Source organism: Streptomyces sp. NPDC058295, from assembly GCF_042880655.1.
Classification (GTDB): Bacteria; Actinomycetota; Actinomycetes; order Streptomycetales; family Streptomycetaceae; genus Streptomyces; species Streptomyces coriariae.
Genome location: NZ_JBHVYO010000025.1, coordinates 41555 through 67647, shown reverse-complemented (window position 1 = coordinate 67647; position 26093 = coordinate 41555). Strand labels below are relative to the sequence as shown.

Genomic DNA, 26093 nt, shown 5'->3' with positions numbered 1-26093 from the left:
GGTGTCAGGTGGTGGTGCAGGAGGTGCCGTTGAGGCTGAAGGCCGCGGGCTTGGTGAAGGAGCCCGCATAGCTGCCCTGGAAGCCGAAGGACACCTGCCCGCCGGGCGCGATCTGCGCGTTGTAGGCCAGGTTGCCGGCCGTGACCGCTCCGGAGGACGGGGAGACGCCGGCGCTCCAGCTGCTGGTGATCTGCTGTCCGGGGGGCAGGGCGAACCCGAGCTTCCAGCCGTTGACCGGGGAGGTGGAGGTGTTGGTGACGGTGACATCGGCGGTGAAACCGCCCTGCCAGACGCTCGTCGCGTAGGCCACCTTGCAGGCGGTGGAGCCACCGGGGGTGCCGGGGTCACCGGGGTTGCCACCGGTGTTGACGATGGAGGAGAACGAGGTCACGGCGAGGCCGGCGCCGTTCTGCCAGGGCTCGAAGCCCGCCTGGACGCTGGTCAGATACCAGTTGTTCTGGGCGAGGCCGCGGGAGACGGCCTGCCGGGCGAACTCCATGACATCGAAGTTCCAGCTGCTGATCGTCGACGGTGCGACGAACGACAGCACGTCGTTGGAGCCGTTGTTGCCGGACCACACCTGCCACTGGCGCCCGGCCACGGTGGCCGTGCCGACCGCTGAGCCCACGGGCTGGACGGATCCGACCTTGTCGAACCAGATCATGATCTCGGTCCGGTTGACGCCGTCGGTGCGGGGCGTGGGGTCGAGCCAGATGTCGTAGGCGGCGTCGTACGCCGCGTTGCTGACGTAGCTGTAGGAAATGCCGGTGGGCGCGCTGGAGATGGTGCTGAGCCGGGCGGGAAGGTTGGTTCCCGGTGAGCAGTTGGTGTAGTGGCAGCCGTTGTAGACGGACGGGTAGGACTTCGGGGCGCCGTTCGTGGGGACCGAGCCGTCGGCCTGGGTGATCCGGAATCCCGAGTCGCTCACGCTGATGCACTGCGTCTCGCTGGTGCCCCAGCGGTTGTTCTGGACGACGTAGCGGCCCTGGATCGTGGTCGACCCGAACTGCTCACAGAGGGTGGTGTCGGCCTGTGCCGCCGAGGCGGTGGTCAGCAGCGCGGCCAGCGAGACGAGCGAGGTGAGCAGGGCGCCGAACAGGCCACGCGCCCTGCGGGCATGGTGCGTTGACGGTCGCATGCGGATCCTCTCCGAAGGGAGTGGGGGAAGTAGGTGCGAGAGTGCTCCCACGACGGCGACAATGGGAGCGCTCCCATTCCCTCGGTTCGGCAGGGACTCTAGGGAGGCTCCATGTTCCTGACAAGACTGCGGGCAGGAACCCGTCGAAAGTCATCGAGGATGCCGGGCCGGAGTTTCCGAGGATGCCAGGCCGGAGGAAGTGCGCGGCCTGTCGTCACGCGCCAGTTGGGAGCGCTCCCGAGGCGCCTGCGGCCGGGAGCATTGCACTGAACCGGGAGCATTGCACTGAACGGGGCCTCCGGATCGACCGGCGGCGGTCAGGACGACCGGTCGGCGGCGGTCAGGACGACCGGCCGAGGGCGGTCAAGGCACGACCGGCCGGCGGTGGTCAGCACGACCGGCCGAGGGCGGTCAAGGCACGACCGGCCGGCGGTGGTCAGCACGACCGGCCGAGGGCGGTCAGGACACGACCGGCCGGCGGTGGTCAGGGACGGTCCGGGGGCGGTCAGGACGACTCGCGGACCACCAGTTCGGTGCGGAGGATGACGTGGCGCCAGGCGACGGCGGGCTCCTCCATCTCCTCCAGGAGCAGCCGGATCATGGCCCGCCCGATCTCCTCCAGCGGCTGACGGACCGTGGTCAGCCGCGGCTCGGTCTGCTCGGCCAGCGGAAAGTCGTCGAAACCGATCACGGCGACGTCCTCGGGCACCCGCCGTCCCGCCGCGCGCAGCGCCTGCAGAGCGCCAACGGCCGTAGTGTCCGACGCGGCAAGGACCCCGTCGATCTCCGGATGCCGTTCGAGGAGTTCGGCCATGGCACGGCGCCCGCTCTCCTGCGTGAAGTCGCTCTCGGCGACCCAGGACCGCTCGCCCCCGTGACCCCCCGCCGTGGCCAGCGCCTCGCGGTAGCCGCGCAATCGGCACTGGGCGACGTACATGTCGAGCGGCCCGGTGATGGTGGCAATCTCTTTGCGGCCCCGTTTCAGCAGGTGGGCGACGGCGCTGCGGGCACCGCCGACGTTGTCCGCGTCGACGTAGCTGACGTGCTCGTCGCCCGAGCGGCGTCCCAGCATCACCGTCGGCAACCGCGCCTCGGCGAGCATGTCCGGCAGCGGGTCCCCGGCATGCACGGACACCAGCAACGCCCCGTCGACCCGGCCGCCCCGCGCGTACTCCAGGAAACGCTGCCGCTCCGCGTCCGAACGGACCAGGGTCAGCAGCAACTGCATCCCGGTGTCCGCCAGCGCATCCCCCAGCGAGCGGACGATCTCGGAGAAGAACGGCTCCGCGAACTGCCTCCAGTCCGGCTCCGTCAGGACCAGGGCCACGGCATCGGCCCGTCGCCCGGCCAGAGACCGCGCGGCGAGATTGGGCACGTACCCGAGTTCCTCGACAGCACGCTGCACAGCCCGGCGCGTCGACGCCTTCACACCGGCCGCGTTGTTGATGACGCGAGAGACCGTGCCCCGCCCCACCCCCGCGCGGACGGCCACCTCCTCCAGCGTCGGCCCCCCAGGACGTCGTCTGCCCATGACCACCTCCCCCACGAGATCACCAAATCCTACGGCGGGACCCAACCCGGCACACAGGCTTCCCCGGCGGCATGGCCGAACCACCGGGCGAACGGACGCCGCGAGGCGTGGCGGACCACGAGACGAGCGGAGATCCGTCTACGTGCCGTTCGGCGTCCTCGGTGACCTCGCGACGGTCCGGCACGGTGCGCGAGTCGAGGCACGGGTTCGTAACCCGGCTGGTCCGAGGCCCGCGAACCCGTGCGCGGCCGTCGTCGGAGTCTTCCGAACGCAACACCCGGCGGTGGCATGAGCGTTGCGTGGAGCGCCGCGCGGTGCTGGGAGGTGTTGCGGCCGGAGCCGACTGCGTCTGCGGTGGCCGTGGCCGGACCGGCCGACCGGGCGTTGCCCAGAAGCCGGCCGGCGGGGCTCAGGCGCGGGCGGGGAGGGCCTGCCTGGTGATCAGGTGACGAGAGGAGTGCGTGCCACCGCCCGCTGTCCTCGGCCGAGAACAGGATCCGCCGAACCCGCGGTACATGTTGTCGGCGGCTCGGCGGCATGCCGAGCCGCCGTAGGGCGCCCTGTTGGTGGTCTGATCCCGGTTTCGTCTCGCGGCGTGAGTCGTCGTTCGTCTCGGCTTGCGGCCGAGGTGGTCACTGTGACAGTGGCGGTGGCTGTCCACCGCGGCCTGCGGGCGGTGCGGGCGACAGCGGTCGGCGGCGTGGGGGCGGACGGCCGGCGTCGCGGGGCTGGTCAGCGGCCGGACGGCCAACTGCTTGGAACGGACGACCCGCCGGGGCCGGCCCTACCGCTCCTTCGGCAGGACCGGCCCCGGTGGGCCCGCTCGTCCGACTACGACAGGGGCGGGTAGGCGTTCCGCATCAGCTGCTGGAACTGGGCGGAGAACCAGTGCCCGGCCAGCGGCGAGTTCGACAGAGCGCCGGTGGGGTTGTTGCCGTTACGGGCGTTGCCTCCGTAGGTGGGGTCGCACATCCGGTCGAAACCCTTGCCCTCGTCGTTGGAGACGGCCGAGCTGGACCCGTCCGGCTCCCTCGGCGGCTTCACCCACACGTAGGCGTCGATTCCGGCGGCCGGGCCCGCGGTAGGCCGTTCGCCGATTCCCGCGCCGCTCTGGTTGCACCAGTTGCCTGCGTGGATGCGCCGGTCGACGCGACTGCTGTCGACATAGCCGTCGACGGAGGTCTGCGCACCCGGCCCGGCGGGCCTGGCCGAGCCGCCCCAGCCGTTGCGGGAGGTGTCGATCAGCATGCCGATGCCCGGCTTGAAGCCGGCCGCGACCAACTTGTCGCGCAGCGCCTGGGCGTAGGACTGCTCGTCCGCGTACTGGTTCCAGTCCAGCCACTTGGACTGGCGCACCGCCTGACCGTTGACGCTGTCGGTGATCTTGAGGTACGGCTCCTTGAGGCTGTAGTTGGCGGTGTTGACGATGAAGCCGGCCACGTCGTCCACGCTCGCGCCGTTGGTGGTGGCGACCTTGACGAACTGATGGGAGCGCTCCCACTGGTTCAGGAACTGACTTCTCCCCGAGCCGTACGCCGCAAGGAGGAACCAGCACATGGATCCTGGACGCAAACGCACCGGCCCGACGCCTGGAACGCGTCAAGTCACCGCCCCAACACGGGACTTCACGTCACCGTCGCCGGCTGCGCTCGCGGGCGGAGCCGCGCCCGTGTTCACGTACCACCGCTTCTGGGCTCAGGCGGACATCGTCCTGGCCATGGGCTCGCACGCGGAGCTCCTCGAACAGTCCCCGCCCGCACTCCGCGTGCGCGGCCCTGACACCTGACGTCGGAGCCGACCTGCCGGGCGGCCCCAGCACTCGGGGCCGCCCGGTCCTCCCGCGCGCCCGACACCGAGGGGCCGGCGAGGTGGCACGCCAAGACGCAACCCTTCAGTTGCACCTCGGGGGTCGATGTGCAACCCTGGAGTTGCATCAGATGGCGACGAAGAAGGAGTCCCTCATGAGCGAGGACCGGATCGAACGCGAAACCCTGATCGCGGCACCCCTGGAACGGGTCTGGTCGCTGGTGGCCCAGCCCGGTTTCTGGGTGGCCGACAAAGCGAGCCTGCCCGGCACCGTGGCCAGGGAGGGCGAGTCGATGGTGGCGAAGCACCCCGAGCACGGCGACTTCCCGGTGCGTGTGGAGAAGGTCGAGCCGCCGACCTACCTGTCGTATCGCTGGACCAGCGCGTTCCCCGGAGAGGAACTGCGCGAGGACAACAGCACCCTCGTGGAGTTCACGTTGACCCAGGAGGGCGACCGGACCCGACTCCGCGTCGTCGAGAGCGGGTTCGCGGCGCTGGCGGGTTCCGAGGAACTGCGCAGTCAGAACCTGAAGGACCACAGCGCGGGCTGGCCTCTGGAACTCGACGCGCTCAAGGCACGTGCTGAACAGTCCGCCACGTGACGGAAGAACGTCCCGGAGCCGCCGAGGTCGTCGACAGCGTCCTCGGCGCGCTGGCCGACCCGACGCGACGCCAACTGCTCGACCTCCTCGCCGCACAGGGCGAGGCCACTGCCACGACCCTCGCCGAACGCCTGCCCGTCTCACGGCAGGCGGTGGTCAAACACCTCGCCGTCCTGGACGCCGCCGGGCTGGTTTCCGGCGGCCGGGTCGGACGCGAGGTTCGCTACGCGGTGCGGCCCGCGGCGCTGGACACGACGGCGCGATGGATGTCCTCGCTCGCGGCCGACTGGGACCGGCGGTTGGCGAACATCAAACGCGTCGCCGAGGCAGCGGAACGGGATCCGGGTTCGGCGCACCCCGACTGAACGGCTCTGCGCTGCGACCGCCGTTGTGGTCTGGTCGGGTCTGGTCCGGTCGGGGTGAGCGTCAGGCCTGCCGGGGACACCTGGGCGCATGGCCGGCCGGGACCGGTCCTTCCAGTCACTCCGGCCCTTCTCGGGGTTTGCCACGGCGAAGGGGATCCGGTCATGAGTGCCGCGAGCCCGGGCGTTGCGGCATTGCGGCGTTGCGCCCGATTCGAGCGTCGGCCCCCGGTCTACGCTCGGCCCGTGGAGCAGCCTGAGCAGCGCGCCGAGGGCGCGGGACCGTTCACCACCCGGCTCACCTGGCGCCTTCCCGGCGGCGGCACCGCGGTGTGGGATTCACGGCTTGCGCGGCGGCGCGGACTGCTCGCCGTCCGTCCCCCGGGCGCGGCGACCGCTCGGCGCACCCGTGCGGACGCCGTGGGCATCGCCAGGCTGCGCAGACTCAACGCCGTCGCGGCGGTCGCCTTTGTCATCGGCGGGGCACTTTTCGCGACCGGCGCCGCCTTTGCGCAGTTCGGCTCCGGCAACGGCACGCAGTGCGCCTCGATCTACTTCGCGGGCGGCCTCTTCTTCAACACCGGTGGCTACGTCTCACTGCTCCAGGTGATCAACGCACCTCGCCATGTCGTCGGCGGCGAAGGTCCGCTGGTCACCCACCCCTGGCGGTGGTGGAGCTACGAGCCGATGCGAGTGGACTGGCTGAGCGCCTTCGTCCTCTTCGCGGGCACGCTCGTCTTCGCCGTCGACCTGCTGGACTCCTTCCTCCAGGGCCTGAACGTGCACCAGGTCAACCGGCTGATCTGGGCGCCCGACGTGATCGGCTGCCTGCTCTTCCTGGTCTCCGGACATCTGGGCTTCGTCGAGATCTGCCACGGGCAGCCCTGCGTACGCCCGCGGAGTCTCGGCTGGTGGATCGTCGCCGTGAACCAACTCGGCTCCGTCCTGTTCATGGTCTCGGCGCTCGCCGCCTACACGCGCCCCGCTACGGGCAGCCTGGTCAACGCCGACATCGCCAACGGGAGCACCCTGGCCGGCGCCCTGTGCTTCTCCGTCGCCGGACTCCTGCAACTCCGCGAACACCCGTAGGGCTGCACGAAACGCATCTGCTCTGCCCGGTCACGGCGAAGGGAGGGTGAGAGGCTCGCCCGGCTGTGGTCGGACGGGCCGGCAGAGGTGGCCTCACCCCGTCCGGGAGGCGTCATGCACCATCCGACCGACCCGACGAACGGTTGCCGCTTCGTGCGGGAGCCCGAAGTGCTGCGGCGCACTCTGTCCATCCGGGTGCTCCTCAGCGCCGACGAGGCCGTTCGGCTCAGGGTCTGCTTCGTCCACGACCCCGCCGATCCGCTCGTCGTCCGCATGGAGTTCCCCGGCTCACCCGAGGACATCGTGCCCTGGATGTTCTCGCGCGATCTGCTGTACGCCGGTCTGCGCGTGCCGTCCGGTGAGGGTGATGTGCGGGTCTGGCCGCCCTGTCCCTGCCATGGCCTGGGCAGCGTCCGGATCCTGCTGCGGAGCAGTTTCGCCGCTGCGGTGCTGTTCGTGCCGGCCGACCCGCTTCGTGACTGGCTGGACGAGACGTTCGCGTCGGTGCCTGCGGGGGAGGAATCCGCCCGCATGAGCTGGGAGGGTCCCCTGGAACGTCTGCTGTATCCCGGGTGACCGCGGTGCGGCCGACACGGCAACCTGGACATGTCGTGCATCCGTCGGCCGTCCGACCACGGAAACAGAAGGTGACGCGACCGGTCAGCGCCATCATTTCAGCGAGCGAAGAGAGGCAATCGTGGTCGAAGTCGAGCGTGTCCTGACCGTCCACCATCCCTTGGACGAGGTCGTGCGGTACCTCGCGGACTTCTCGCACGCCGAGATGTGGGACCCGGGCACCGTCACCTGTGAACGGCTGGGCGGCGGCCCGGTGTCCGTGGGGACGGAGTGGCGGAACGTGTCGGAGTTCCGAGGGCGTCGCACGGAGCTGCGGTACCGGCTCGTCCGGTGGGAGCCGGACCGCCTCACCTTCTTGGGACGGAACAAGACGGCCACCTCCACCGACGACATGCGCTTCGAGGACCGCGCGGGAGTCACGCAGCTGACCTATCGGGCGCATGTCGATTTCCACGGCCTGGCTCGGCTGGCCGGTCCCCTGCTGCAGCGCGAGTTCGAACGGCTCGGCGACCAGGTGTCCGAGCGTCTGCCACGGGCGCTCGACCATGCTCTGGGCTCTTCGCCGTCGCAAGGCGACCGGTCACGCTGAGGCTCGTCCGCTACCCGGGCGGCGTGTGGGTGGTGGGCGGCGCCCTGCCCGCGAGTCCCCCGGGGCCGGCTGCCCGTCCTGAGCTGCTGCGCCGCCGCCTCCACCTCCGCAGGACAGCAGCATCGCGACCCACCCGCGCGGTGCTCGGCCCGCAGCCAGACGGCACACGATTCAGATGAGTTCGGGCTGCGGTTCCGGTTGCCGGGCTGGTGCGGTCTTCTGTTCCCACAGGGCGGTGGTCCGTGCGTAGCCGTAGATCACTGAGGTCATCGCCAGCAGGAGAAGCGGTCCGGACACCCACGGGTGCTCCGCCATCGGCAGCGGCAGGTAGCGGTAGGACACCAGGAGCGCTACGAAGACCGCGGCACCGTAAGCGACCAGCTGGATTCCCGCTCGATCCCAGCCGCGGTCGAGCGAGCGCAGACCTGCCTCGATCGTGCAGGCGAACACCACGCCGGCAATGAGATCCACTCCGTAGTGGTAGCCGAATCCCAGCGTTGCAGTGAGCGTGGCAATCAGCCAGAACGTGCCGGCGAATCGCAGAAATCGCGGGCCCTTCCGGCTATGGATGAAGATCGCGGTAGCCCAGGCCGTGTGCAGGCTGGGCATGCAGTTGCGTGGGGTGATCTCATCGAAGGGCATATGGCGCGGGCCGGCGATCGGCGACGGAGTCACCGGCCACAGGTCGGCCACCGCCCACTGCTCGCTGGACGGCGTGTGCGACCACAGGCTGACCGACGCCCAGTGCTCGGCGCCGGTGCCATAGGCGAAGACCGGTCCGACGACCGGGAAGATCATGTAGATGGCCGGCCCGAGGAGGCCGATCACCAGGAAGGTGCGCACCAGATGGTGCCCCGGGAAGCGACGCTCGACCGCCACGTTGCGCAGTTGGTACAACGCGACGACGACCGCGGCCACCGCGAGCTGGCCGTAGACGATGTCGAGGAAGTTGAAGCCGATCGAGCCGGTGGCGGTAATGATCCGGCCTGCCAGCCAGGACGGTTCGCCCAGCGCGTGGTCGGCGGTCGCCACGTACTGGTCGAGCACCATGGGACGGGTCTTCGAGGTGATGATCAGCCAGATGTCGCCGGTCTTTCGGCCGGCCACCAGCAGCAGGCCCAGCCCGACACCCTTCAGCAGCAGGGCACGTTCCTGGCCGGTGCGGCGCGTGACCGCGATGACCGCACAGCCCAGCATCACCCACAACGCGCCGTTGCCGAAGGGGTGGCCTTCGATCACCTTGGCGTCGACCGCCCGGCGGACGAGGAAGAACACGGCGTCGATGCCGATCGCGGCACCGGCCGCGATGAACCGTTGCCGCCAGGTGAGGACCACCATCATCAACGCCAGGCTGGCGTACAGCAGGAAACCCGATTTGGGCGGGAATATCAGCTCCGCCACCTGGTTGCTGATCGGCCCCGGCAGGCCGCAGCGACGCGCCGCGACTTCCAGCGCGATGAGGAATCCGAGGGCGACCACACCTACCGCGGCCCACAGTATCGCCCGAGGATGACGCCCCACAGAGCGGGCGGTTCTACCTTTTATTCGCGAAAACGCCCGCATTGCTATGTATATCAATTGCTTAACCAATTTGTTCGATTTTGACTGACCACATTACTGAGCACACCAAATGGCGCGCTTTCCTGGCGATGGACGGGCATGGGGGGCGTTCGTCGCGAGTTCGAACATGTTAACGGAGTGGTGCGGGTGGGTTACGCCGAAATGCGCACCGGCAAAGGCCGGTCACAGGTTGTGCGCGTGACCTGCCGGAACTCCCCCGATCGCCGGTCGGCGCCTCGGCCGGCGCGGCGCCCTGGGCGGGGCCTGCGGCGGGCGCTCTCGCGTTCAGTCGGTGGAGCGGGAGTGCACGCTGACGGCGTAGCCGCCGTCCGGGACGTACGGGTCGCCGCCCCAGGTGGCGAAGCGCTGCCGCAGGGTCAGTCCGGCCTGCGCGCACCAGTGGTCGAACTCCGTCAGTGTCACGGTCGGCTCCGGCAGGGGCAGGTGTTCCGCGTCCAGTCCCATGCCGGTGACCAGCAGTCCGCCGACGCGCAGTACGGCGGCCAGCTGCCGGACAACAGCCGGTCCGGTACCGGGGGCCAGCAAGGGAATGACGTTTCCGGCGGCGAGCGCAAGGTCGAAGCCGGGTTCCAGACCGAGGTCGTCCAGACGGGCCAGGTCACCGTCGAGCCATTCCAGGTCGGGGGCGGTGCGGCGCGCGACGGCGAGCATGGAGCGGTCGAGGTCCACGCCCGTACAGAGGTGACCCAGCGTGCCGAGCCGGATCGCGATCCGCCCGGTGCCACAGCCGGCGTCGAGTACCCGCCCGGCAGGTTCCAGCAGCGCGTCGCAGAAGGCGGCCTCGCCGTGGACGTCGTGACCCGATTCCGCCAGCCGCGCGAACCGCAGGGCGTACTCCTCGCCGGCTTGTCCGCCCGTCAGTTCCGCCCAGCGATCGCGTTGGCTGCTCATGGTCTGCGTTCCTCCCGGTGATCAGGGGCGAGGACCGGTGCCATCGCGCGCTTCCTATCGTAGGTACAGACCTCGCGGCCGTTCCGGGATGCGGAAACCGTCCGCCCCGCTGCCACCCGGATCCGTTCTGGGGGTGGTGAGCCCAAAGGCGAGGCGCCCCGAGGGGAGGCGGCCGGCGATGGCGGGAGTTGGATGCCCGTGGAGGGGGCGATGTCCAGGACCCAGAGGTCGGCTTCCGGGGCGCCGGCCAGTCTCGTGTCCGCCCATCGTCGCACGGCGAAAGCCGTGGGGGCCATGGCCGGCGGGCGGAGCCTGGGCACGCGTCGCGCGGCACCGGGCCGGGGCGGCCGCTACGTCAGACCGCGGGGGGCGGTGTCGCTGCCATGGGGTCCAGCAGGGTGATGCGGGCCGTGATGCGTTTGCCGACGGGCCGCTGCTCGATGAAGAGGTCCTGGGTGACGGCCTTGACGATCTCCAGGCCGTGCTGGCCGATTCTGTCGGGATCGGCGGGCCGGGCCGCGGGAACGACGGGGTCGCTGTCCCACACGACGACGTCCACGGCGCGGGTGGTGATGCGCAGTTCCATCAGGACGGGCCCGGGGGCGTATTTGCGGGCGTTGGTGACCAGCTCGCTGACCACCAGCTGGGTCAGGTCCTTGACCCGCGCGGATACGGGCACGCGGTGGTCGGCGCCCGCTTGATCGAGGAAGTCGGCGGCGTGGTGACGGGCGTCGGCGATACAGCCGTCGTCTCCGCCCAGCGCGTGGCCGACGCGCATCAGATGTTCGTCCGGCGCCGTACAACCGTCACCATCGGCATGGGATCCCACTGGCCTCGCCCTCATTCCCCGTTTAACGCGCGCTACCCCCGATCCCGTCATACATGTCAGAGGCATGTTGTTCGGCACAGCCGCCCGAGTGTATTTGGCCCGGGCGGTGGGGCAGAATCGTCCGTGCACACCCGGATCGGGGCAAGGCCGAGCACAGTCGAGGAGACGGTGACCGACATCGAACAAGCGGGCCGGCCGGGCCGGCTCTCCGTCGAGCATCGCGTGGTGGACGGCGTCCGTGTCGTGACGGTTCAGGGCGAGATCGACCACGACGTCAAGAACGTCTTGGGTGACGCCCTGCTGATCGGGGACGGCGCGGCACAGCCGGCGCGCATCGTGGTGGACCTCAGCGGCGTGACCTTCATGGACTCCAGCGGTATCAACGTCTTCGTCGCCGCCCACCAGGCTGTCAGTGCCACCGACGGGTGGCTGCGTATCGCCGCCGCGCAGGATTCCGTGCTGCACGTCCTGCGACTGGTCGGCATTGACGCCCTCATTCCCTGTCACCCGACCGTCGAGCAGGCCATGCACACCTGACCGCCCTGTCGATGCTGGTCCGGAGCATCCTCCTGCCGTGAGCGGCGTCGCACGGCCGGCTGCCCGCGGGCGGTCGTCATCACCGAGTATCCATGCAGGGGCGATGCCTCCGGTACGCCTGTCCCGGACCGGCACGGCAAGCCGCGCTCGGCGCGACGCCAAAGCACCACGCGAAAGCGCCACAAGAAGATCAGGTAGAGCCTGGGGGGCTTTCCGCCGTGCAGGGTCGCCAGGAGACTGGCCTGTGGCTTCCCTCGCGTCCCACCGCTAGCCTCCCGGTAAGCGACTGCTCAGTAGGACGTGGACCGGGCATGCGCCGCTGAGAGAGGAGCGGGAGACATGTCCGTCGTCGACGCGTGGATGCAGCACCCGGCGTTGCGCCATTCCCAGCACGAGATGTTGGAGTCACTGCGCCGCTGGACCGGCCGCGGCCTGCCGGAGGAGCAACTGCCCGTTGCCGTCACGGTGTCCGCGCTGGAGGCCGCTCGCCGCGTGTTCGCTCTGTAGGCGCCGAGTACGGGTCGCCGGCCGCCCCGCGGAGCCGTGAACTGTCGGTGGCGGGTGGGCGGTCCGGGGGCCCGTGGAGTTCCTCGGGCTCACGGACGGGAGCGGTGGCGGCCCACGGGTGAGGACTGCGTGGCCTTGCTGTCCGCCCCGGGACCGTCGCCTTTCGCGCCGGGCCGCCGAGAGCTAGTGTGCGGCTGCGACGAGTGAGCCACGAGGAGCGAAGACATGATCGGTCGTCAGAGCGCGCGTTGACGCTGTAGGCCGTGATCGGCCTGTCATCGCGTGCTGCCCCGTATGTTGCGGCACCGCGAGCCTTCCCGCCTGAACCGTGAGTGCGCCTGCTGTGCGCCAGGTGGCGGTCCTCGTCGTCGGCAATCCAAGGGGCCCCTGTGCCGTCCGCGTCCTCTTCTTCCTCGGCTGTGTCCGATTCCGGTCGGCCTGTTCCGTCCCGTTTGTGGCGGGACGGCGACTTCCGCAGGCTCTGGGTGGGTCAGACCGCCTCCCAACTCGGCGAACACGCAAGTCTGGTGGTTCTGCCGCTCTTCGCCGTCCTGACGCTCGACGCCGGTGCCGGCCAGCTGGGCGTCCTGCGCGCGGTGGGGCAGGCTCCTGTCCTGTTGCTCTCGCTCTTCGTCGGCGCGTGGGTGGACAGCTGGCGGACCCGCACGGTGATGGTGCTCACGGATGCCGGCCGGACCCTGGCCCTGGGCGCCGCCGCCGTGGCCGGTCTCCTCGATGGGCTCGGTCTGTCGGGACTGTTCGTGATCGCCTTCGTCGTCGGGGGCCTGTCCGTGTTCTTCGACGTGGCCTACCAGGTGTCTGTCGTAAGGCTGGTGACGTCTGATCAGTTGCTGCGGGGCAACAGCACGCTCGAGGGCAGCCGCTCCGCGGCACAGATCGGCGGTCCCGCCCTCGGTGGCGCGCTGGTGTCACTGCTGTCGGCGCCGATCGCTGCCGCCTCCAGCGCGCTGTTCTTCACGCTGTCGTTCCTGTCGATCCGGCGGATCCGTCGGGTCGAGTCGATCCCGGAGCGCTCGGATCGTCCCCCTCGTGTATGGCGTCGGATCTATGAGGGCCTCCGTTTCGTCGTCGGCGAAACCTCGTTGCGAACCGTGTGCCTCGCCTCGGCCGCCTTCCAGTTCTCCTTCGCCGCCCTGATGACCGTCTATCTGCTCTTCCTGCCACGGGAGTTGCACCTGTCGGGCACCGCCGTCGGGCTGGCGATCGCCGCCATGGGGCCGGGTGCGCTCCTGGGCTCCGTGCTGGCCGCCCGGCTGCCGCGCCGGTTCGGCTATGGCGTGGTGCTCATGTCCGCGGCGGCTCTCGGCGACGGCGCGTTCCTGGGTGTGCCCGCCCTGCACGGCTCCGCTGCGGTGACGCTTCCCGTCCTCCTGGCGGTCAACTTCGTGTTCGGCGCCGGCGGCCAGTTGGTGAACGTCACGGTCATGGCCGTCCGGCAGGCCGTCACTCCGGACGGGATGCAAGGGCGCGCGGCCGCGACGATCACGTTCGTGGGCATAGGGCTGACCCCGCTCGGCTCCCTGCTCGGCGGATTCCTCGCAGAGCAGTGGGGGTTGCGCACCAGTCTCCTGGTGACGGCCGCGGGCATGATGGCGTCGCCGGTACTGATGGCGCTGTCTCCGCTGGCTCGTCTAGGACGGGAGCTTCCTGGCCCCAGAGGTTCTCGCGGTCCCGTCGAAGGCGGCCGTTCTCCGTTCACCATGCGGATTCCCAAGGGGAAATGAGCAACAGAGGCCCCCTGCTATGGTGCGCCGATGTCATCGATCAAGCAGTTCCAGGTCACCTTCGACTGTGCGGAACCCGAGCGCGTCGCTCGCTTTTGGTGCGAGGTGTTGGGGTACGTGGTGCCGCCGCCACCGCAGGGGTTCGCGACGTGGGGCGATTTCGACCGCTCTCTGCCTCCGGAGGACCGGGGTGCCTGGTTCGCCTGCGTTGATCCCTCAGGTCTCGGGCCGCGACTGTACTTCCAGCGCGTTCCGGAGGGCAGGGTCGTCAAGAATCGGGTGCATCTCGACGTGCGCGTCGGCACCGGACTCGTGGGTGAGGAGCGCCTGGCCACGCTCGAGGCCGAGTGCGCACGACTGGTCGCGCTCGGCGCGGTGCGCGTGCAACTGCTGCTTGCCGATGACAAGAACGAGTCGTGTATCGCGATGCAGGACATCGAGGGCAACGAGTTCTGTCTCGACTGAGCGTCCTCCGGGACGGCGAGGCGGGGAGCCTTCGTACTTGGGCCTTCGTACTTGGGCCTTCGCCGACCGAGGGAATCCTCTCCCACGGTGAGTCGGTGCTCCGAGCAGGACGAGCCGACGTTCATCCGCTGCCACCGGCGGGAAGTTCCTGCTCGGTCCAGATGATCTTGCCGTCCACGGTCTGGCGGGTGCCCCAGGCCTGGGTGAGCTGGGCGACCAGGAGCAGCCCGCGGCCGCCCTCGTCGAAGGTGCGGGCCCGGCGCAGGTGGGGTGCGGTGCTGCTGCCGTCGGAGACTTCGCAGATCAGGGTGCGGTCGTGGATCAGTCTGAGCTCGATGGGGGGTCGGGCGTGCCGGATGGCGTTGGTGACCAGTTCACTGACGACCAGCTCGGTGACGAACGCGGCCTCGTCCAGGCCCCACTCGGACAGTTGCCGGGAGGCGTTCTTCCGCGCATCGGCGACCATGACAGGGTCGGGCGGTACCTGCCAGGTGGCCACGTGGGAGGCGTCGAGGGCGTGGGTACGGGCCACGAGCAGAGCGACGTCGTCGGAAGGGTGGTCGGTGAGCATGGTCCGCAGCAGGGCGTCGCAGGTCGCCTCCAGCTCCCCGGTCGGCCGGCGCAGCACCTCGCTGAGCGCGTCGATGCCCTCGTCGATGTCGCGACCGCGGGCCTCGATGAGGCCGTTCGTGTAAAGGACGAGCAGGCTGCCCTCCGCCAACTCCAGCTCCGTCGACTCGAAGGGCAGGCCGCCGAGGCCCAGCGGAGGGCCCGCCGGAACGTCCAGGAACTCGACCCCGCCGCCCGGCGTCACGAGGGCAGGCACAGGGTGGCCGGCGCGGGCGACGGTGCAGTGCCGGGAGACGGGATCGTAGACGGCGTACAGACAGGTGGCCCCGATGTCACCGGCGGTCACGGCCGTGCTGTCGGCCCCGGCGGCGAGACGGTTCACCAGGTCGTCGAGGTGGGTCAGCAACTCGTCGGGGGGCAGGTCGACGTCGGCGAGGGTGCGTACGGCGGTGCGGAGCCGTCCCATGGTGGCCGAAGCCTGGATGCCGTGACCGACGACGTCTCCGACGACCAGTGCCACCCGGGCACCGGACAGCGGAATGACGTCGAACCAGTCTCCGCCGACTCCGGCCCGGCTGCCGGCGGGCAGATAGCGGGAGGCGACTTCCAGGGCTGCCTGCTCGGGGACTCCCTGGGGCAGCAGGCTGCTCTGCAGTGTGAGGGAGATGGAACGTTCGCGGGTGTAGCGGCGGGCGTTGTCGATGCAGACGGCGGCGCGGGCGGTGATCTCCTCCCCCAGCAGCAGATCATCCTGTTCGAAGAGCTTGGGCTGCCGGTGGCGGGAGAACGTGGCCACACCGAGGGTGAGCCCACGGGCCCGCATCGGCACCGCGAGCACCGAGTGGAATCCGAATCTCCGCATGCGTTCGGCGCGCTGCGGGGTGTGCCGCTCCACCTCGTCCAAGGCTTCGGGTGTCATGTGCTCGATGAGCGGCCGGCCTGCGGCCAGGCACTCGGCAGCGGTCGAGCCGGCCGGATACGCAGCCACCGCCCCACGCCGCACCACGGCTTCGGGGCAGTCGTCCAGGACCGACTGGCAGGCCACCCGGCGCAGCATCACCGGGCCGTGCGGCGGCCCCTGCGGCGGGTCCTCACCGCCCTCGATCGTCGGCAGGAGATCGACGGTGACGAAGTCCGCGAACCACGGGACGGCGACGTCGGCCAGTTCCTGGGCCGTGCGCGCCAGGTCCAGGGTGCTGCCGATGCGCACGCTGGCGTCGTTCAGCAGTACCAACCGCCGCCGCGCCAAGTGCTGTTCCGTCACGTCGTGTGCCGTGAGCAGGACCCCCTCCATCCGCCCCTCGGCGTCCCGCACGGGCGCGAAGGACATCGACCACACGCTCTGGCGCTCCTGGCCGACGAGGTGCAGCGCGGCCCCGAGCTCCTGGCGCCGGCCGGTCTCCAGGACCCGCCTCATACCTGCTTCGGTCCGTTCGCTCTCCGGATCGCGGACGAGCTCCGTCACCCGCAGCCCGCGCATCGCCTCCTCGGACAGGCCCATCACCCGCTCCATGTCCGCGTTCGCCCGGCGCAACCGCAGTCCGGTGTCGTACAGGGCCATGGTGCAGGGGGCCTGGGTGAAACTCCGCCGGACGAACGAGTCGTCCTCGGGCAGCGGCGCCGGGCGGTTCACCGGTGACACCAGGAGCCACCCGTCGCCGTCGCCGTCCCGGCGGTGAGCCAGCAGACCGACCGTGAGCGGCCGGCCGTCACGGTGCAGCAGCGTCACCGTCCCGCTCCACCTGCGCAGGCCCGTCACGGACCGTGGCAGTTCGGTGGGAGCCGCGTCCGGGAGGAGCGCGGCCACGCTCCGGCCGATGACCTCGGCGGCCCGGTAGCCGAGCAGTCGTCGTGCGCCCTCGTTCCAGGCGGTGACGATGCCGTGTCCGTCCACCGTGACACTCGCCGTGGACGCCTCGTCGACGATGTCCTGCGACGAAGCGCCGCGGCCCTCGTCCCCGGCGGACGCCGTTGCGGTCATGACTTCCTCTCGCCTCCCTCATGTCTGGGGGCCGGCCGCCCGGGATCGATCCGGGGCCCAGGTGCGCCACACCTGCATTTATCACGACACTAGACAACAACAGTGACAGATGCCCGCGAATCGGTCTTCGCGGCAGGACGGCAACACCGACCCCGGACGGAGGGCGGCAGCCATGGCTGTCATCGGCGAGGAGACGTGGCCGGCTCCGGCCGGGTGGGCCGGGAAGATCTACAGCGGGGGCTGGCGCGACTCCGAGGGCGGTACCCAGCAGGTGATCGAACCGGCCACGGGCCGCACGCTGGCCGAAGTGGGCGTGGCAAGCCCCGCGGACGTCGCACGGGCCGGTGCGAGGGCGGCGCACGCGGCCGGGGGCTGGGCCGCGGCGACTCCTTCCCGACGGATCGAGATCCTGCTGCGGGTCTCCGCCGCCCTGCGGGGGCACAGTGCGACGGTCCGCGACTGGATCGTCCGTGAATCGGCCGGCGTCCCGGCCAAGGGTGACTACGAGATCGCCGCCGCCCTCGCCCAGCTGACCCACTCCGTCGCACTCGCGTCCCTGCCCCAGGGTGAGGTCCTGGCACCGCAGATCTCCGGCGGCGGGAGTCTGGCGTGGCGGGTGCCGCTGGGGGTCGTCGGCGTCATCACCCCGTGGAACGCTCCCCTGCTCTTCGCGATGCGCGCGCTGGCGCCCGCCCTCGCGCTGGGCAATGCCGTACTGCTCAAGCCCGACCCGCTCACGCCCGTCTCCGGAGGCATCCTCGTCGCACAACTATTCGAGGAGGCCGGGCTGCCGGAAGGCGTGCTGCACGTCCTGCCCGGAGGCGCCGAGGCGGGGCAGGCGGTCGCGGCCGATCCCCATGTCGCCATGGTCTCCTTCACCGGCTCCACCGAGGCCGGCCGTGCGGTGGCCCGCATGGCGGGCGAGGGCCTGAAACGGGTCTCCCTCGAGCTCGGCGGAAAGAACTCGATCATCGTGCTCGAGGACGCGGACGTCGAGGCTGCCGCCACGGCCGGAGCGGCCGGCTCGTTCGGCTACCAGGGTCAGGCCTGCGTCGCCACCGGCCGCCACCTCGTCCACGCCGGTCTGGTCGAGGCCTACACCGACGCGCTGGTCAGCCACGCGAAGGCCATGCGCCTCGGCGACCCCCGCACGGAGGGCGTCACGCTCGGTCCCGTCATCAGCGAGCGGCAGGCCGCACGGATCGAGCGCATCGTCGACGACAGCCTGGCCGCCGGGGCACGGCTGCTCACCGGCGGCCGACGTGACGGGCTCTTCTACCCGCCCACCGTGCTGGACCGCGTAACACGCACCGCACCGGCCTTCACCGAGGAGATCTTCGGGCCCGTGGCTCCGGTCATCCCCTTCCACAGCGAGGCAGAAGCGATCGAACTCGCCAATGACACCGCCTACGGCCTGACGGCCGCGGTCCACTCCCACTCGGTACCCAGGGCGACCGCCGTGGCCGAGCAACTGCGCACCGGCATGGCCCATATCAACGACGTCACCGCCAAGGACGCCGCGAACGCTCCCTTCGGGGGCATGGGCATCTCCGGAAACGGATCCCGCATCGGCGGCACAGCCAGCCTCGAACTGTTCACCCAGTGGCGCTGGATGACCATGCCCGGACGGACCTGATCCCCTCCTCGACGGTAGCCGCGGCCGGGGCATGGCCAGCAAACGGAACACCCGATGGCGCAAAGCATTCGTAGGTGGTCACCGAGCGATGGATCAAGTCCCAAAGCTTGAACACAAATTACCCACACCCTCTCTCCATACTGGCCCGGATGGTCTAGATTGACCGTGCTTCAGCGGTTCGGACATGAGGCGACCCGTAATCATCTATTGGTCCGGCGCTACGTAGAGCCAGCAGTCGCGTCCCCGGCGCCCGGCGTCGGGGCGATCGATTCGTAGAGCCCGAGAGGGCCTCGGGTGCGGGGAGCACCCGAGATTTCGACAAGTTCGCGCGCACCTCGACAGTCCGGCGGGACATGCAAGTCCACTGCCGCCAGGGCGGGTTGTTCACGTACCTCTGAAACAGCCGGGACGTCATGTGCGCAGGCGGGGGCCTTTCGGAGGGGAGGAACAGCGGGGGAGGCGGGGGTCTCCCGGGGGGAGCAGTGCGGGAGGCGGGGGCCTCCCGAGGGGAGGGACAGTACGGGGGGCGGGGGCCTCCCGGGGGGAGGAACAGTGTTAGGCGAACACGTCGAACCACTGGGGACCTTGGGGGGTTCTGTGCGGCAAGGGGGATTGGTCAGCCCGTTTCCGGCGACGGACGGGCGTCTGCCGAACGGCGTGATCAGACAGCCCGCGACCGACTGGGAGCAGCGCTACCGCCGCTCCGTGATCACCAGCGACACCGTGGCCACCGCCTTCGTGGTGGCGGCGATCGGCAACTTCTTCGGGGCTCGGGACGCGGCCAACTGGCACGAGAAGTGGGGGATCCTCGCATTCGGCACCGAGTTGCTGGTGCTGGGGGCGCTCGCGGTGAGCCGGTCGTGGGCGCCGGCCGTACTCGGTCAGGGCGCCGAGGAATTCCGCCGGTTAGGCCGCTCGCTCTTCACCGCGACCGTCGTCCTGGCCCTCGGCGGGATCGCTCTCACCTCGCGCAATATCAAGCTCTGGATCTTCGTCGCGATCCCCGCGATCGCGCTCGTCACCATGACCGCGCGGTATCTGCTGCGCCTCTGGCTGCACAAACAACGCAAGGAAGGCCAGTGCCTGCGACCGGTGCTCGCCGCCGGCAGCCCGGCCACCGTGCGCGACCTGATCACCCGAACCCGCAAGTTGCCGCACCTCGGCTGGAGGGTGGACGGGGTGTGCACGACGGACGGTCTCGGGCTCGAGGGTGACGAACTGGACGGGGTGCCGATCGTCGGCCGGCTGGCGGACGTCGCGGGCCACGTCCACCGCGACGGCTACCGTGTCGTCGCGGTCACCCCGGACCCGCACTGGTCACCGGACCGGCTGCAGCGGCTGGCCTGGAACCTCGAAGGCAGCGACGCCGAGATGGTCGTGGCCCCCGTGCTGATGGAGGTGGCCGGCCCGCGGCTGCACATCGACGCGGTGCTCGGGATCCCGCTGCTGCGGGTCAGCATGCCGACCTTCACCGGGGGCCGCCGGGCGGTGAAAGGGGTGGTCGACCGGATAGGCGCAACGATTCTGCTGATGCTTTTCGCGCCACTGATGGTGATCGTCGCGCTCCTCGTGATGACGGACAGCCGGGGTGGGGCGTTCTACCGCCAGCGAAGAGTCGGCAAGGACGGCCGCGAGTTCACCATTCTCAAGTTCCGCACCATGGTCGCCGGGGCCGACCGGGCGCGTGCCGAGCTGGCCGACCGCAACGAGGGCGCCGGCCTGCTGTTCAAGCTCCGCCGGGACCCCCGGGTGACCCGGCTGGGAACCGTGCTGCGCCGGTACTCGATCGACGAGCTCCCGCAGCTTTTCAACGTACTCACCGGATCGATGTCGCTCGTCGGTCCGCGGCCTCCGTTGCCGGAGGAGTCCGCCGCGTACGGCCCGGACATCAGGCGGCGGCTGCTGGTCAAGCCCGGGCTCACCGGCCTGTGGCAGATCAGCGGACGCAGCGACCTGTCGTGGGAGGAGGCGGTCCGGCTGGACCTGCGGTACGTGGAGGACTGGTCGCTCGCCCTGGACTCAGTGATCTTGTGGAAGACGCTGCGTGCGGTGCTCTACGGGCAGGGGGCCTACTGATGCGCGGGAGTCTGCAACTCGACGGTCCCGCCGACGCGCGGACCGCAGGCCACAAGGGCCTGCCTGGGGGGAGGAACGGGACATGAGGGTCAGCGTTTTCGGGCTCGGCTATGTGGGCTGCGTGTCGGCCGCGTGCCTGGCCAGCATGGGTCACGAGGTCATCGGGGTGGACGTCAACCAGGTGAAGGTCGACCTGGTCAACGACGGCAAGGCCCCGGTGGTCGAGGAGCGGATCGGCGAGCTCATCGCCGACGTCGTGAGAACCGGGGCCTTAAGAGCCACCGGCGACGTCCGTGAGGCGATCATGGACAGCGAGATCTCGCTGGTCTGCGTGGGCACGCCGTCGGAGCCCAACGGCAGCCTGTGCACCACCTACTTGGAGCGGGTCACCGAGGAGATCGGCGCCGCGCTGGCCGAGCGGGGCGGGCGGCACACCGTCGTGTTCCGCAGCACCATGCTCCCGGGCACCTGCCTGAACCTGCTGGTCCCGATCCTGGAGAAGTACGTCGGCGGCACGGCCGGGGTGGACGTCGGGGTCGCGGTCAACCCGGAGTTCCTGCGCGAGGGCACGAGCGTGCGGGACTTCTTCGACCCGCCCAAGACCGTCATCGGCGAGCTCGACCCGGCAAGCGGCGACGCGGTGCTGGCACTGTACGAGGGCTTGCCCGGCGAGGTGTTCCGGGTGCCGGTGCCGACGGCCGAGGCGATCAAATACGCGGACAACGCGTTCCACGGCCTCAAGATCGGCTTCGCGAACGAGCTGGGCGCGGTGTACCGGGCGCTCGGGGTCGACTCGCACCAGGTGATGGACGTGTTCCTGGCCGACCGCAAGCTGAACATCAGCCCCGCCTACCTGCGGCCCGGCTTCGCCTTCGGCGGCTCCTGCCTGCCCAAGGACCTGCGCAGCCTGGTCCACGCGGCGCAGCGGGCCGACGTCTCGGTGCCCATCCTCTCCCATGTACTGCCCTCCAACTCCGACCATCTGCAGCGCGCGGTGGAGCTGGTCGAGCGCACCGGCAAACGCCGGGTGGGCCTGTTCGGGCTGTCCTTCAAACCCGGCACCGACGACCTCCGCGAGAGCCCGCTCGTCGAGCTGGCGGAGCGGCTCTTCGGCAAGGGGTACGACCTGAAGATCCACGACGCCAACGTGAGCCTCTCCCGGCTGCTCGGCGCGAACCGCGAGTACATCGAGACCCGGTTGCCGCATCTCGGGCAGCTGCTCGCGGATTCCGTCGAGGAGGTGCTCGAGCACGCCGAGGTGTGCCTGGTCGGGACCAGGGATCCGGCCGTGCTGGCGGCGCTGCCCCATGGCGACGGCACGGTGATCGTCGACCTCATCCACCTTCCCGACGCCGAAGCGCGCCGGGCCGAACCGGGGTACGTGGGCCTTGCTTGGTGACACATCGTTCGGTGACAGAGCCGACGACGACCGGCCGGACCGGCGCGCGCTGATCCTGGTGGAGAACCTGTCGGTGCCGTTCGACCGGCGGGTGTGGCAGGAGTGCACGACGCTGCGTGACGCGGGGTGGAAGGTGCACGTCATCTGTCCCCAGGGGAGCAAGCGGGACACAGAGCCGGAGGTGGAGATCGACGGGGTGCGGATCCATCGCTACCCGTTGCGCGCGGCCACCGGAGGGCCGGCCGGCTATCTGCGGGAGTACGGATCGGCGTTGTGGCACACGGTCCGGCTGGCCCGGAAGGTCGGCCCGGTCGACGTGGTCCACGCCTGCAACCCGCCCGACCTGCTGTTCCTGCCGGCCTTGTGGCTGAAGCGGCGCGGAGCGCGGTTCGTCTTCGACCAGCACGACCTGGTACCCGAGCTGTACCTCTCCCGGTTCGACCGCGGCGAGGATCTGCTCTACCGCGCCGTGTGCGCGCTGGAACGACTGACCTACCGGGCCGCGGACATCGTGCTCGCCACGAACGAGAGCTACCGGGACGTCGCGGTGCGCCGTGGCGGTCGACTCCCGGAGGACGTGTTCGTGGTGCGCAGCGCGCCGCAGACCGACCGGTTCCAACCGGTGCCGCCCGAGCCCGAGTTGAAGCGCGGCAAGCCTCATCTGCTGTGCTACCTGGGCGTCATGGGCCCGCAGGACGGCGTCGACTACGCCCTGCGCGCCCTCGCGAAGCTGCGCGACGAGCTCGGACGGACGGACTGGCATGCGGTGTTCGTCGGTGCGGGCGACGCCTTCGACGCGATGGTGGAGCTGTCCCGGCGGCTCGGGCTCTCCGACCAAGTGGAGTTCACCGGGCGCATTCCGGACGCCGACCTGGTGCGCTACCTGTCCACGGCGGACGTGTGCCTCTCCCCCGACCCGCGCAATCCGCTCAACGACGTGTCGACCATGAACAAGGTCCTGGAGTACATGGCGATGGGCCGGCCGATCGTCTCGTTCGACCTCCGGGAGGCGCGAGTCTCCGCCGGTGAGGCCGCCGTCTACGCGGCCGCGAACGACGAGGCCGAGTTCGCCGAGCTCATCACGCTGCTGCTGGACGATCCGGAGATGCGGGCCCGGATGGGCAAGATCGGCCAGGAGCGGGTCAGCGGGCCGCTCTCCTGGCGGAACTCCCAGCGATCGCTGCTGGCCGCCTACGCCGCCGCCTGCCGTGACCACGCTCCGCTGTCGGCGGGCGAACCGCACCGGGCAGGGAAGAGGCAGCGTCGTTGAGCGATGACACCATACGCCTGGTCACGATCGGGCGGATCATCCGTCGGCGCCGACGGCTTCTCACCATCCTCGTCGTGGTGGGCGCGCTCGTCGGCTACGGCACCTCCTTGCTGTTTCCGCCGCGATACACGACGTCGGCGTCGGTACTGCTGCCGGGGGCGTGGGAGGAGCGCGAGCTGGTGACCCAGGCGGAGATCGCGACCAGTTCGGTGGTGGTCGACCGCGCGGCCGCCACGCTCGACTGGGCCGGGGTCAGCGGCAGCGAGCTGCGGGACCGGGTGAGCGCCAAGGCCGCCGACGGGAACATCATCAAGATCTCGGGCACGGCCGACACCCCCGAACGCGCACAGCAGCTCTCCGACCAGGTGGCCCAGCAGTTCGTCGCCTTCGCCACGCAGATCGCAGGCGACAGCACCGACCCCGAAGCGGCGGCGCCCGAGGCGCTGCGGCAGATGGTGGTGCAGACCAGCCGCCGCATCACCGAGCTGGCCGACGCGGCCGGTCCGGGGCAGACCGTGGAGAGCGTGCAGACCCGCACCGAGCTCTCGAAACTGCGCACCGCGCTGCAGGAAGCCATCAACCAGCTGGACCAGACCGACCCGGCCGCCACCCAGGCCAACATGGTCGTCATGGGTTCGGCGGCCCGGCCGGCCGGCGAGGCACCGCCGACGAGGATCCAGCTCATCGTCGCCGGAGCGCTGCTGTTCTTCCTGCTCGCGGTCATCGGCCATCTCACCGCCGCACGGATGAGCCGCCGGCTGCGCACCGAACCGGAGATCGCCGCGGCGCTGGGCTCGGCGCTGCTGGGTACCGTCGACGTACCCGGTGAACGGCCCGCGCACCGGCCGGAGAGCCGTGGCCCGCGGGACCGGATCCGCCGGCTGCTGGGCGTCGACGTCCGGTGGGACGTACCCGCTCCGCAGACCTCCGGCGACGAGGCCAGCAGGCAGATCCGCTACCGGCGGGTGTGCGCCCGCGTCCGGGACCGACTCCCCGCCCCCCGGCGGCTGCTGGTGGTCGTCCCGGAAGGCGACGAGATCGCCCGCCGGGCCGCCGGGCAGCTCGTCGCCGAGGCCGGGAGCGATCCGCTGCTGCGGGTGGTGGAGGTTTCGGTGTCCCAGCCGATGGTGCCGGACCGCGACAACGAGTCCGGTGCCCTGGTCGTGCTCAGCGCGGGCAGCTGGACCGCAGGGGAGCTCGCCGGCATCGCCGAGGCGTGTGCGGACGCCAAGCACGAGGTCGTCGGCATCGTCCTCGCCGGCACGGTCTGGGCGCGTCCGACGCGGTCAGCCGGCCATCCTCGCCATGCCGCCACGCCGGTGCTCGCGGCCGGCGACGACGCGACAGGAGGTTCACAGTGACGACGCATACGACCTCGGAGTCGTCGGCCGCCGCTCCGCTGCTGGACCTGCAGGCGCTGGTGGTGTCCGTGCGCAGGCGGCGCCGCTTCTGGTGCTCCCTGGCACTGCTGGGGCTGCTCGTCGGCGTGGCGGTGGCGGTCCTGATGCCGCCGTCGCCGACCGCGGTGACCAAGGTGCTGGTCGCGCACCAGGAGGACCAGCCGAACGACCCCGGAACGCTGATCCGCACCGACGTCGCGCTGCTGCAGACCACGCGGATCGCCGGTGCGGCCCTGCGGTCCCTCGAGTCTCCGGAGAAACCGGAGGACTTCATGCAGGACTACGGGGGTATCGGCTTGACCAACAATCTGCTGCAGATCAATGTGACAGGTGGCAGCGACGCGGAAGCGGTGGCCCGCGCCAAGGCACTGGCCGACGCATTCGTCTCGGACCATGTGAGACGCATCCAGCAGGCCGCGAACGCCGAGGCCAAGGCCCTGCTCGACCAGCGTGACCGGATACAGGGCGAACTCGCCCAGGTCAACAAGGAGATCGGCGAGGCATCGCTGGACAGCGGGCCGAAGGCGGCCGCGAACCTGGAGTCGCTCTTCGCCCGCCGGGCCGAACTCACCTCGCGGATCTCCGATTTCGACCAGCGCGCCGCGGAGGCGCGCATCGGCACTCCCCAGCTGATCGCCGGCACACAGATCGTGGACGCCCCTCGCGCGGTGCGGCACTCCCTGCCCAGGAGCGCTGCCACCAACGGCGTGGTCGGGCTCGTCCTCGGACTCGCCCTCGGGCTCGCGATCGCCGCGGTCCGCACGGTGGTGGCGGACCGCCCGGTACTGCGCCGGGACGTCGCGGCGCACCTCGGCGCCTCGGTCATCGCGGAACTGCCCTACCGGTCGGCCAAGTTGTGGCAGCGCCGACGGGTCCGGGCGGCACGCGAACGGCTCACCGTGTCCCTGGCCCGCACCGTGCGCGGCTCCGCGGAACCGGTGTCGCTGCTGGAACTGGGCTGTGCGCGCGGCACGGGCGCGCTCGCCCTGGACCTCGCCGGGGCACTGGCGGCGGAGGGGCCCGTCGTCGTCGTCGACGGCCTGCCCGGCCTGCGGCTCGCAGGCCGGCGCCCGAAGCCGGGAGACCCGACCGTGGTCAGCGGCGAGCGCGCCGCGACGGTGTCGCCTCAGGAACGTCGGCTCGGTGTCGGCTCGGTGGCGCCCGGCACGGCGTGGACCGACCTCCAGTACCTCGGCACCCGGACCGTGCTCGTCGTGCGTGCCGGGCACGGCAGCACCGCGTGGCTGCACACCGTGGCGCGGCAGCTCGCGGACCAGCGCATACCGGTGATCGGTGTGGTGCTGATCGACCCCGATCCGCGTGACCGGACCGACGGCACGCTGTGGGAGGGGCCGCACACCGCGCCGCGCGGCCAGAACGAGCCGCCGGCCCGACAGAAGGGTGGGGGTACCTCCCACGGCGTTCAGGCAGTGGGGGAAGGCTCGCGGCGGACCGAGCGACAGCCGATGTGGGCGGCACGCGTCCCGGACAGCGACCAGGAGGCGCGCTAGAC

The 26093-nt window shown here is 70.5% G+C and carries 21 protein-coding genes and 2 pseudogenes; 16 read left to right on the top strand and 7 right to left on the bottom strand.

Features of this window, described 5'->3' with window-relative positions:
* Nucleotides 1–4: 4 nt before the first annotated feature.
* The 3 genes and pseudogenes from ACFVYS_RS25655 to ACFVYS_RS25645 all read right to left on the bottom strand — a co-directional run.
* Complete coding sequence (locus ACFVYS_RS25655; protein WP_389505583.1) at nt 5–1138, bottom strand: cellulose binding domain-containing protein; 1134 nt, start codon at nt 1136–1138, stop codon at nt 5–7.
* A 505-nt stretch (nt 1139–1643) separates the two neighbouring features.
* On the bottom strand, nt 1644–2669 hold the full coding sequence (locus ACFVYS_RS25650; protein ID WP_389505581.1) for a LacI family DNA-binding transcriptional regulator: 1026 nt from the start codon (nt 2667–2669) through the stop codon (nt 1644–1646).
* Between the two features lie 831 nt (nt 2670–3500).
* Nucleotides 3501–4154: pseudogene (locus ACFVYS_RS25645) on the bottom strand (glycoside hydrolase family 6 protein); the annotation flags it as partial.
* Between the two features lie 160 nt (nt 4155–4314).
* Between ACFVYS_RS25645 and ACFVYS_RS25640 the strand changes: the two are divergent.
* The 6 genes and pseudogenes from ACFVYS_RS25640 to ACFVYS_RS25615 form a co-directional block, all read left to right on the top strand.
* Nucleotides 4315–4455, top strand: a pseudogene (locus ACFVYS_RS25640) (glycoside hydrolase family 48 protein); the annotation flags it as partial.
* A 175-nt stretch (nt 4456–4630) separates the two neighbouring features.
* The gene (locus tag ACFVYS_RS25635; protein ID WP_389505579.1) at nt 4631–5077 is read left to right on the top strand and encodes an SRPBCC domain-containing protein; all 447 of its coding nucleotides are present in this window, start codon (nt 4631–4633) and stop codon (nt 5075–5077) included.
* Nucleotides 5074–5442: an ArsR/SmtB family transcription factor gene (locus ACFVYS_RS25630; protein WP_389505577.1), complete on the top strand. Its 369-nt coding sequence runs from the start codon at nt 5074–5076 to the stop codon at nt 5440–5442. Before ACFVYS_RS25635 ends, ACFVYS_RS25630 begins: the two co-directional genes overlap by 4 nt.
* Nucleotides 5443–5685: 243 nt before the next feature.
* The gene (locus tag ACFVYS_RS25625; RefSeq protein WP_389505575.1) at nt 5686–6528 is read left to right on the top strand and encodes a hypothetical protein; all 843 of its coding nucleotides are present in this window, start codon (nt 5686–5688) and stop codon (nt 6526–6528) included.
* 114 nt (nt 6529–6642) lie between these two features.
* The gene (locus ACFVYS_RS25620; protein WP_389505573.1) at nt 6643–7104 is read left to right on the top strand and encodes an SsgA family sporulation/cell division regulator; all 462 of its coding nucleotides are present in this window, start codon (nt 6643–6645) and stop codon (nt 7102–7104) included.
* 121 nt (nt 7105–7225) lie between these two features.
* On the top strand, nt 7226–7693 hold the full coding sequence (locus ACFVYS_RS25615; RefSeq protein WP_389505571.1) for an SRPBCC family protein: 468 nt from the start codon (nt 7226–7228) through the stop codon (nt 7691–7693).
* A 171-nt stretch (nt 7694–7864) separates the two neighbouring features.
* Here the strand turns inward: ACFVYS_RS25615 and ACFVYS_RS25610 are convergent, their stop codons facing one another.
* The 3 genes from ACFVYS_RS25610 to ACFVYS_RS25600 all read right to left on the bottom strand — a co-directional run bounded on the left by ACFVYS_RS25610 (nt 7865) and on the right by ACFVYS_RS25600 (nt 10943).
* Nucleotides 7865–9256: a phosphatase PAP2 family protein gene (locus ACFVYS_RS25610; RefSeq protein WP_389505569.1), complete on the bottom strand. Its 1392-nt coding sequence runs from the start codon at nt 9254–9256 to the stop codon at nt 7865–7867.
* Between the two features lie 282 nt (nt 9257–9538).
* A complete protein-coding gene (locus tag ACFVYS_RS25605) occupies nt 9539–10165 on the bottom strand; it encodes a class I SAM-dependent methyltransferase (protein WP_389505567.1) in 627 nt (208 codons plus the stop codon).
* Between the two features lie 355 nt (nt 10166–10520).
* Nucleotides 10521–10943, bottom strand: coding sequence for an ATP-binding protein (locus tag ACFVYS_RS25600; protein ID WP_389505565.1), 423 nt, complete (start codon nt 10941–10943; stop codon nt 10521–10523).
* A 219-nt stretch (nt 10944–11162) separates the two neighbouring features.
* Here ACFVYS_RS25600 and ACFVYS_RS25595 point away from each other — a divergent pair, with 219 nt between their 5' ends.
* From ACFVYS_RS25595 to ACFVYS_RS25580, 4 genes are all read left to right on the top strand, one after another.
* Nucleotides 11163–11531, top strand: a complete 369-nt coding sequence (locus ACFVYS_RS25595; protein WP_389505564.1) for an STAS domain-containing protein — start codon at nt 11163–11165, stop codon at nt 11529–11531.
* 339 nt (nt 11532–11870) lie between these two features.
* Nucleotides 11871–12038 (top strand): hypothetical protein, encoded by a 168-nt coding sequence (locus tag ACFVYS_RS25590; RefSeq protein WP_389505562.1) that lies wholly within the window; start codon nt 11871–11873, stop codon nt 12036–12038.
* A 389-nt stretch (nt 12039–12427) separates the two neighbouring features.
* On the top strand, nt 12428–13783 hold the full coding sequence (locus ACFVYS_RS25585) for an MFS transporter (protein ID WP_389505561.1): 1356 nt from the start codon (nt 12428–12430) through the stop codon (nt 13781–13783).
* Nucleotides 13784–13813: 30 nt separating this feature from the next.
* Nucleotides 13814–14248 (top strand): VOC family protein, encoded by a 435-nt coding sequence (locus ACFVYS_RS25580; RefSeq protein ID WP_389505559.1) that lies wholly within the window; start codon nt 13814–13816, stop codon nt 14246–14248.
* Between the two features lie 121 nt (nt 14249–14369).
* Here the strand turns inward: ACFVYS_RS25580 and ACFVYS_RS25575 are convergent, their stop codons facing one another.
* The gene (locus tag ACFVYS_RS25575; protein WP_389505557.1) at nt 14370–16799 is read right to left on the bottom strand and encodes a SpoIIE family protein phosphatase; all 2430 of its coding nucleotides are present in this window, start codon (nt 16797–16799) and stop codon (nt 14370–14372) included.
* Between the two features lie 172 nt (nt 16800–16971).
* On the opposite strand from ACFVYS_RS25575, the gene ACFVYS_RS25570 reads away from it, so the two are divergent.
* The 6 genes from ACFVYS_RS25570 (at nt 16972) to ACFVYS_RS25545 (ending at nt 26091) form a co-directional block, all read left to right on the top strand.
* Nucleotides 16972–18435, top strand: a complete 1464-nt coding sequence (locus tag ACFVYS_RS25570) for an aldehyde dehydrogenase family protein (protein ID WP_389505555.1) — start codon at nt 16972–16974, stop codon at nt 18433–18435.
* A gap of 597 nt (nt 18436–19032) precedes the next feature.
* The gene (locus tag ACFVYS_RS25565) at nt 19033–20511 is read left to right on the top strand and encodes a sugar transferase (RefSeq protein WP_389505553.1); all 1479 of its coding nucleotides are present in this window, start codon (nt 19033–19035) and stop codon (nt 20509–20511) included.
* Nucleotides 20512–20593: 82 nt separating this feature from the next.
* On the top strand, nt 20594–21910 hold the full coding sequence (locus ACFVYS_RS25560) for a nucleotide sugar dehydrogenase (RefSeq protein ID WP_389505552.1): 1317 nt from the start codon (nt 20594–20596) through the stop codon (nt 21908–21910).
* Nucleotides 21900–23180, top strand: a complete 1281-nt coding sequence (locus ACFVYS_RS25555) for a glycosyltransferase family 4 protein (RefSeq protein WP_389505550.1) — start codon at nt 21900–21902, stop codon at nt 23178–23180. The genes ACFVYS_RS25560 and ACFVYS_RS25555 overlap by 11 nt, the downstream gene beginning before the upstream one ends.
* Entirely contained in the window at nt 23177–24541 is a 1365-nt protein-coding gene (locus ACFVYS_RS25550; RefSeq protein ID WP_389505549.1) for a Wzz/FepE/Etk N-terminal domain-containing protein, read from the top strand. Before ACFVYS_RS25555 ends, ACFVYS_RS25550 begins: the two co-directional genes overlap by 4 nt.
* On the top strand, nt 24538–26091 hold the full coding sequence (locus ACFVYS_RS25545; RefSeq protein ID WP_389505547.1) for a Wzz/FepE/Etk N-terminal domain-containing protein: 1554 nt from the start codon (nt 24538–24540) through the stop codon (nt 26089–26091). The genes ACFVYS_RS25550 and ACFVYS_RS25545 overlap by 4 nt, the downstream gene beginning before the upstream one ends.
* The last annotated feature ends 2 nt before the right edge of the window (nt 26092–26093 follow it).

Coding starts and splice junctions, on each gene's coding strand:
- ACFVYS_RS25655 (WP_389505583.1), bottom strand. CDS start 1,138: ATGCGACCGTCAACGCACCATGCCCGCAGGGCGCGTGGCCTGTTCGGC.
- ACFVYS_RS25650 (WP_389505581.1), bottom strand. CDS start 2,669: ATGGGCAGACGACGTCCTGGGGGGCCGACGCTGGAGGAGGTGGCCGTC.
- ACFVYS_RS25635 (WP_389505579.1), top strand. CDS start 4,631: ATGAGCGAGGACCGGATCGAACGCGAAACCCTGATCGCGGCACCCCTG.
- ACFVYS_RS25620 (WP_389505573.1), top strand. CDS start 6,643: ATGCACCATCCGACCGACCCGACGAACGGTTGCCGCTTCGTGCGGGAG.
- ACFVYS_RS25610 (WP_389505569.1), bottom strand. CDS start 9,256: ATGCGGGCGTTTTCGCGAATAAAAGGTAGAACCGCCCGCTCTGTGGGG.
- ACFVYS_RS25605 (WP_389505567.1), bottom strand. CDS start 10,165: ATGAGCAGCCAACGCGATCGCTGGGCGGAACTGACGGGCGGACAAGCC.
- ACFVYS_RS25600 (WP_389505565.1), bottom strand. CDS start 10,943: ATGCGCGTCGGCCACGCGCTGGGCGGAGACGACGGCTGTATCGCCGAC.
- ACFVYS_RS25590 (WP_389505562.1), top strand. CDS start 11,871: ATGTCCGTCGTCGACGCGTGGATGCAGCACCCGGCGTTGCGCCATTCC.
- ACFVYS_RS25580 (WP_389505559.1), top strand. CDS start 13,814: ATGTCATCGATCAAGCAGTTCCAGGTCACCTTCGACTGTGCGGAACCC.
- ACFVYS_RS25575 (WP_389505557.1), bottom strand. CDS start 16,799: ATGACCGCAACGGCGTCCGCCGGGGACGAGGGCCGCGGCGCTTCGTCG.
- ACFVYS_RS25570 (WP_389505555.1), top strand. CDS start 16,972: ATGGCTGTCATCGGCGAGGAGACGTGGCCGGCTCCGGCCGGGTGGGCC.
- ACFVYS_RS25560 (WP_389505552.1), top strand. CDS start 20,594: ATGAGGGTCAGCGTTTTCGGGCTCGGCTATGTGGGCTGCGTGTCGGCC.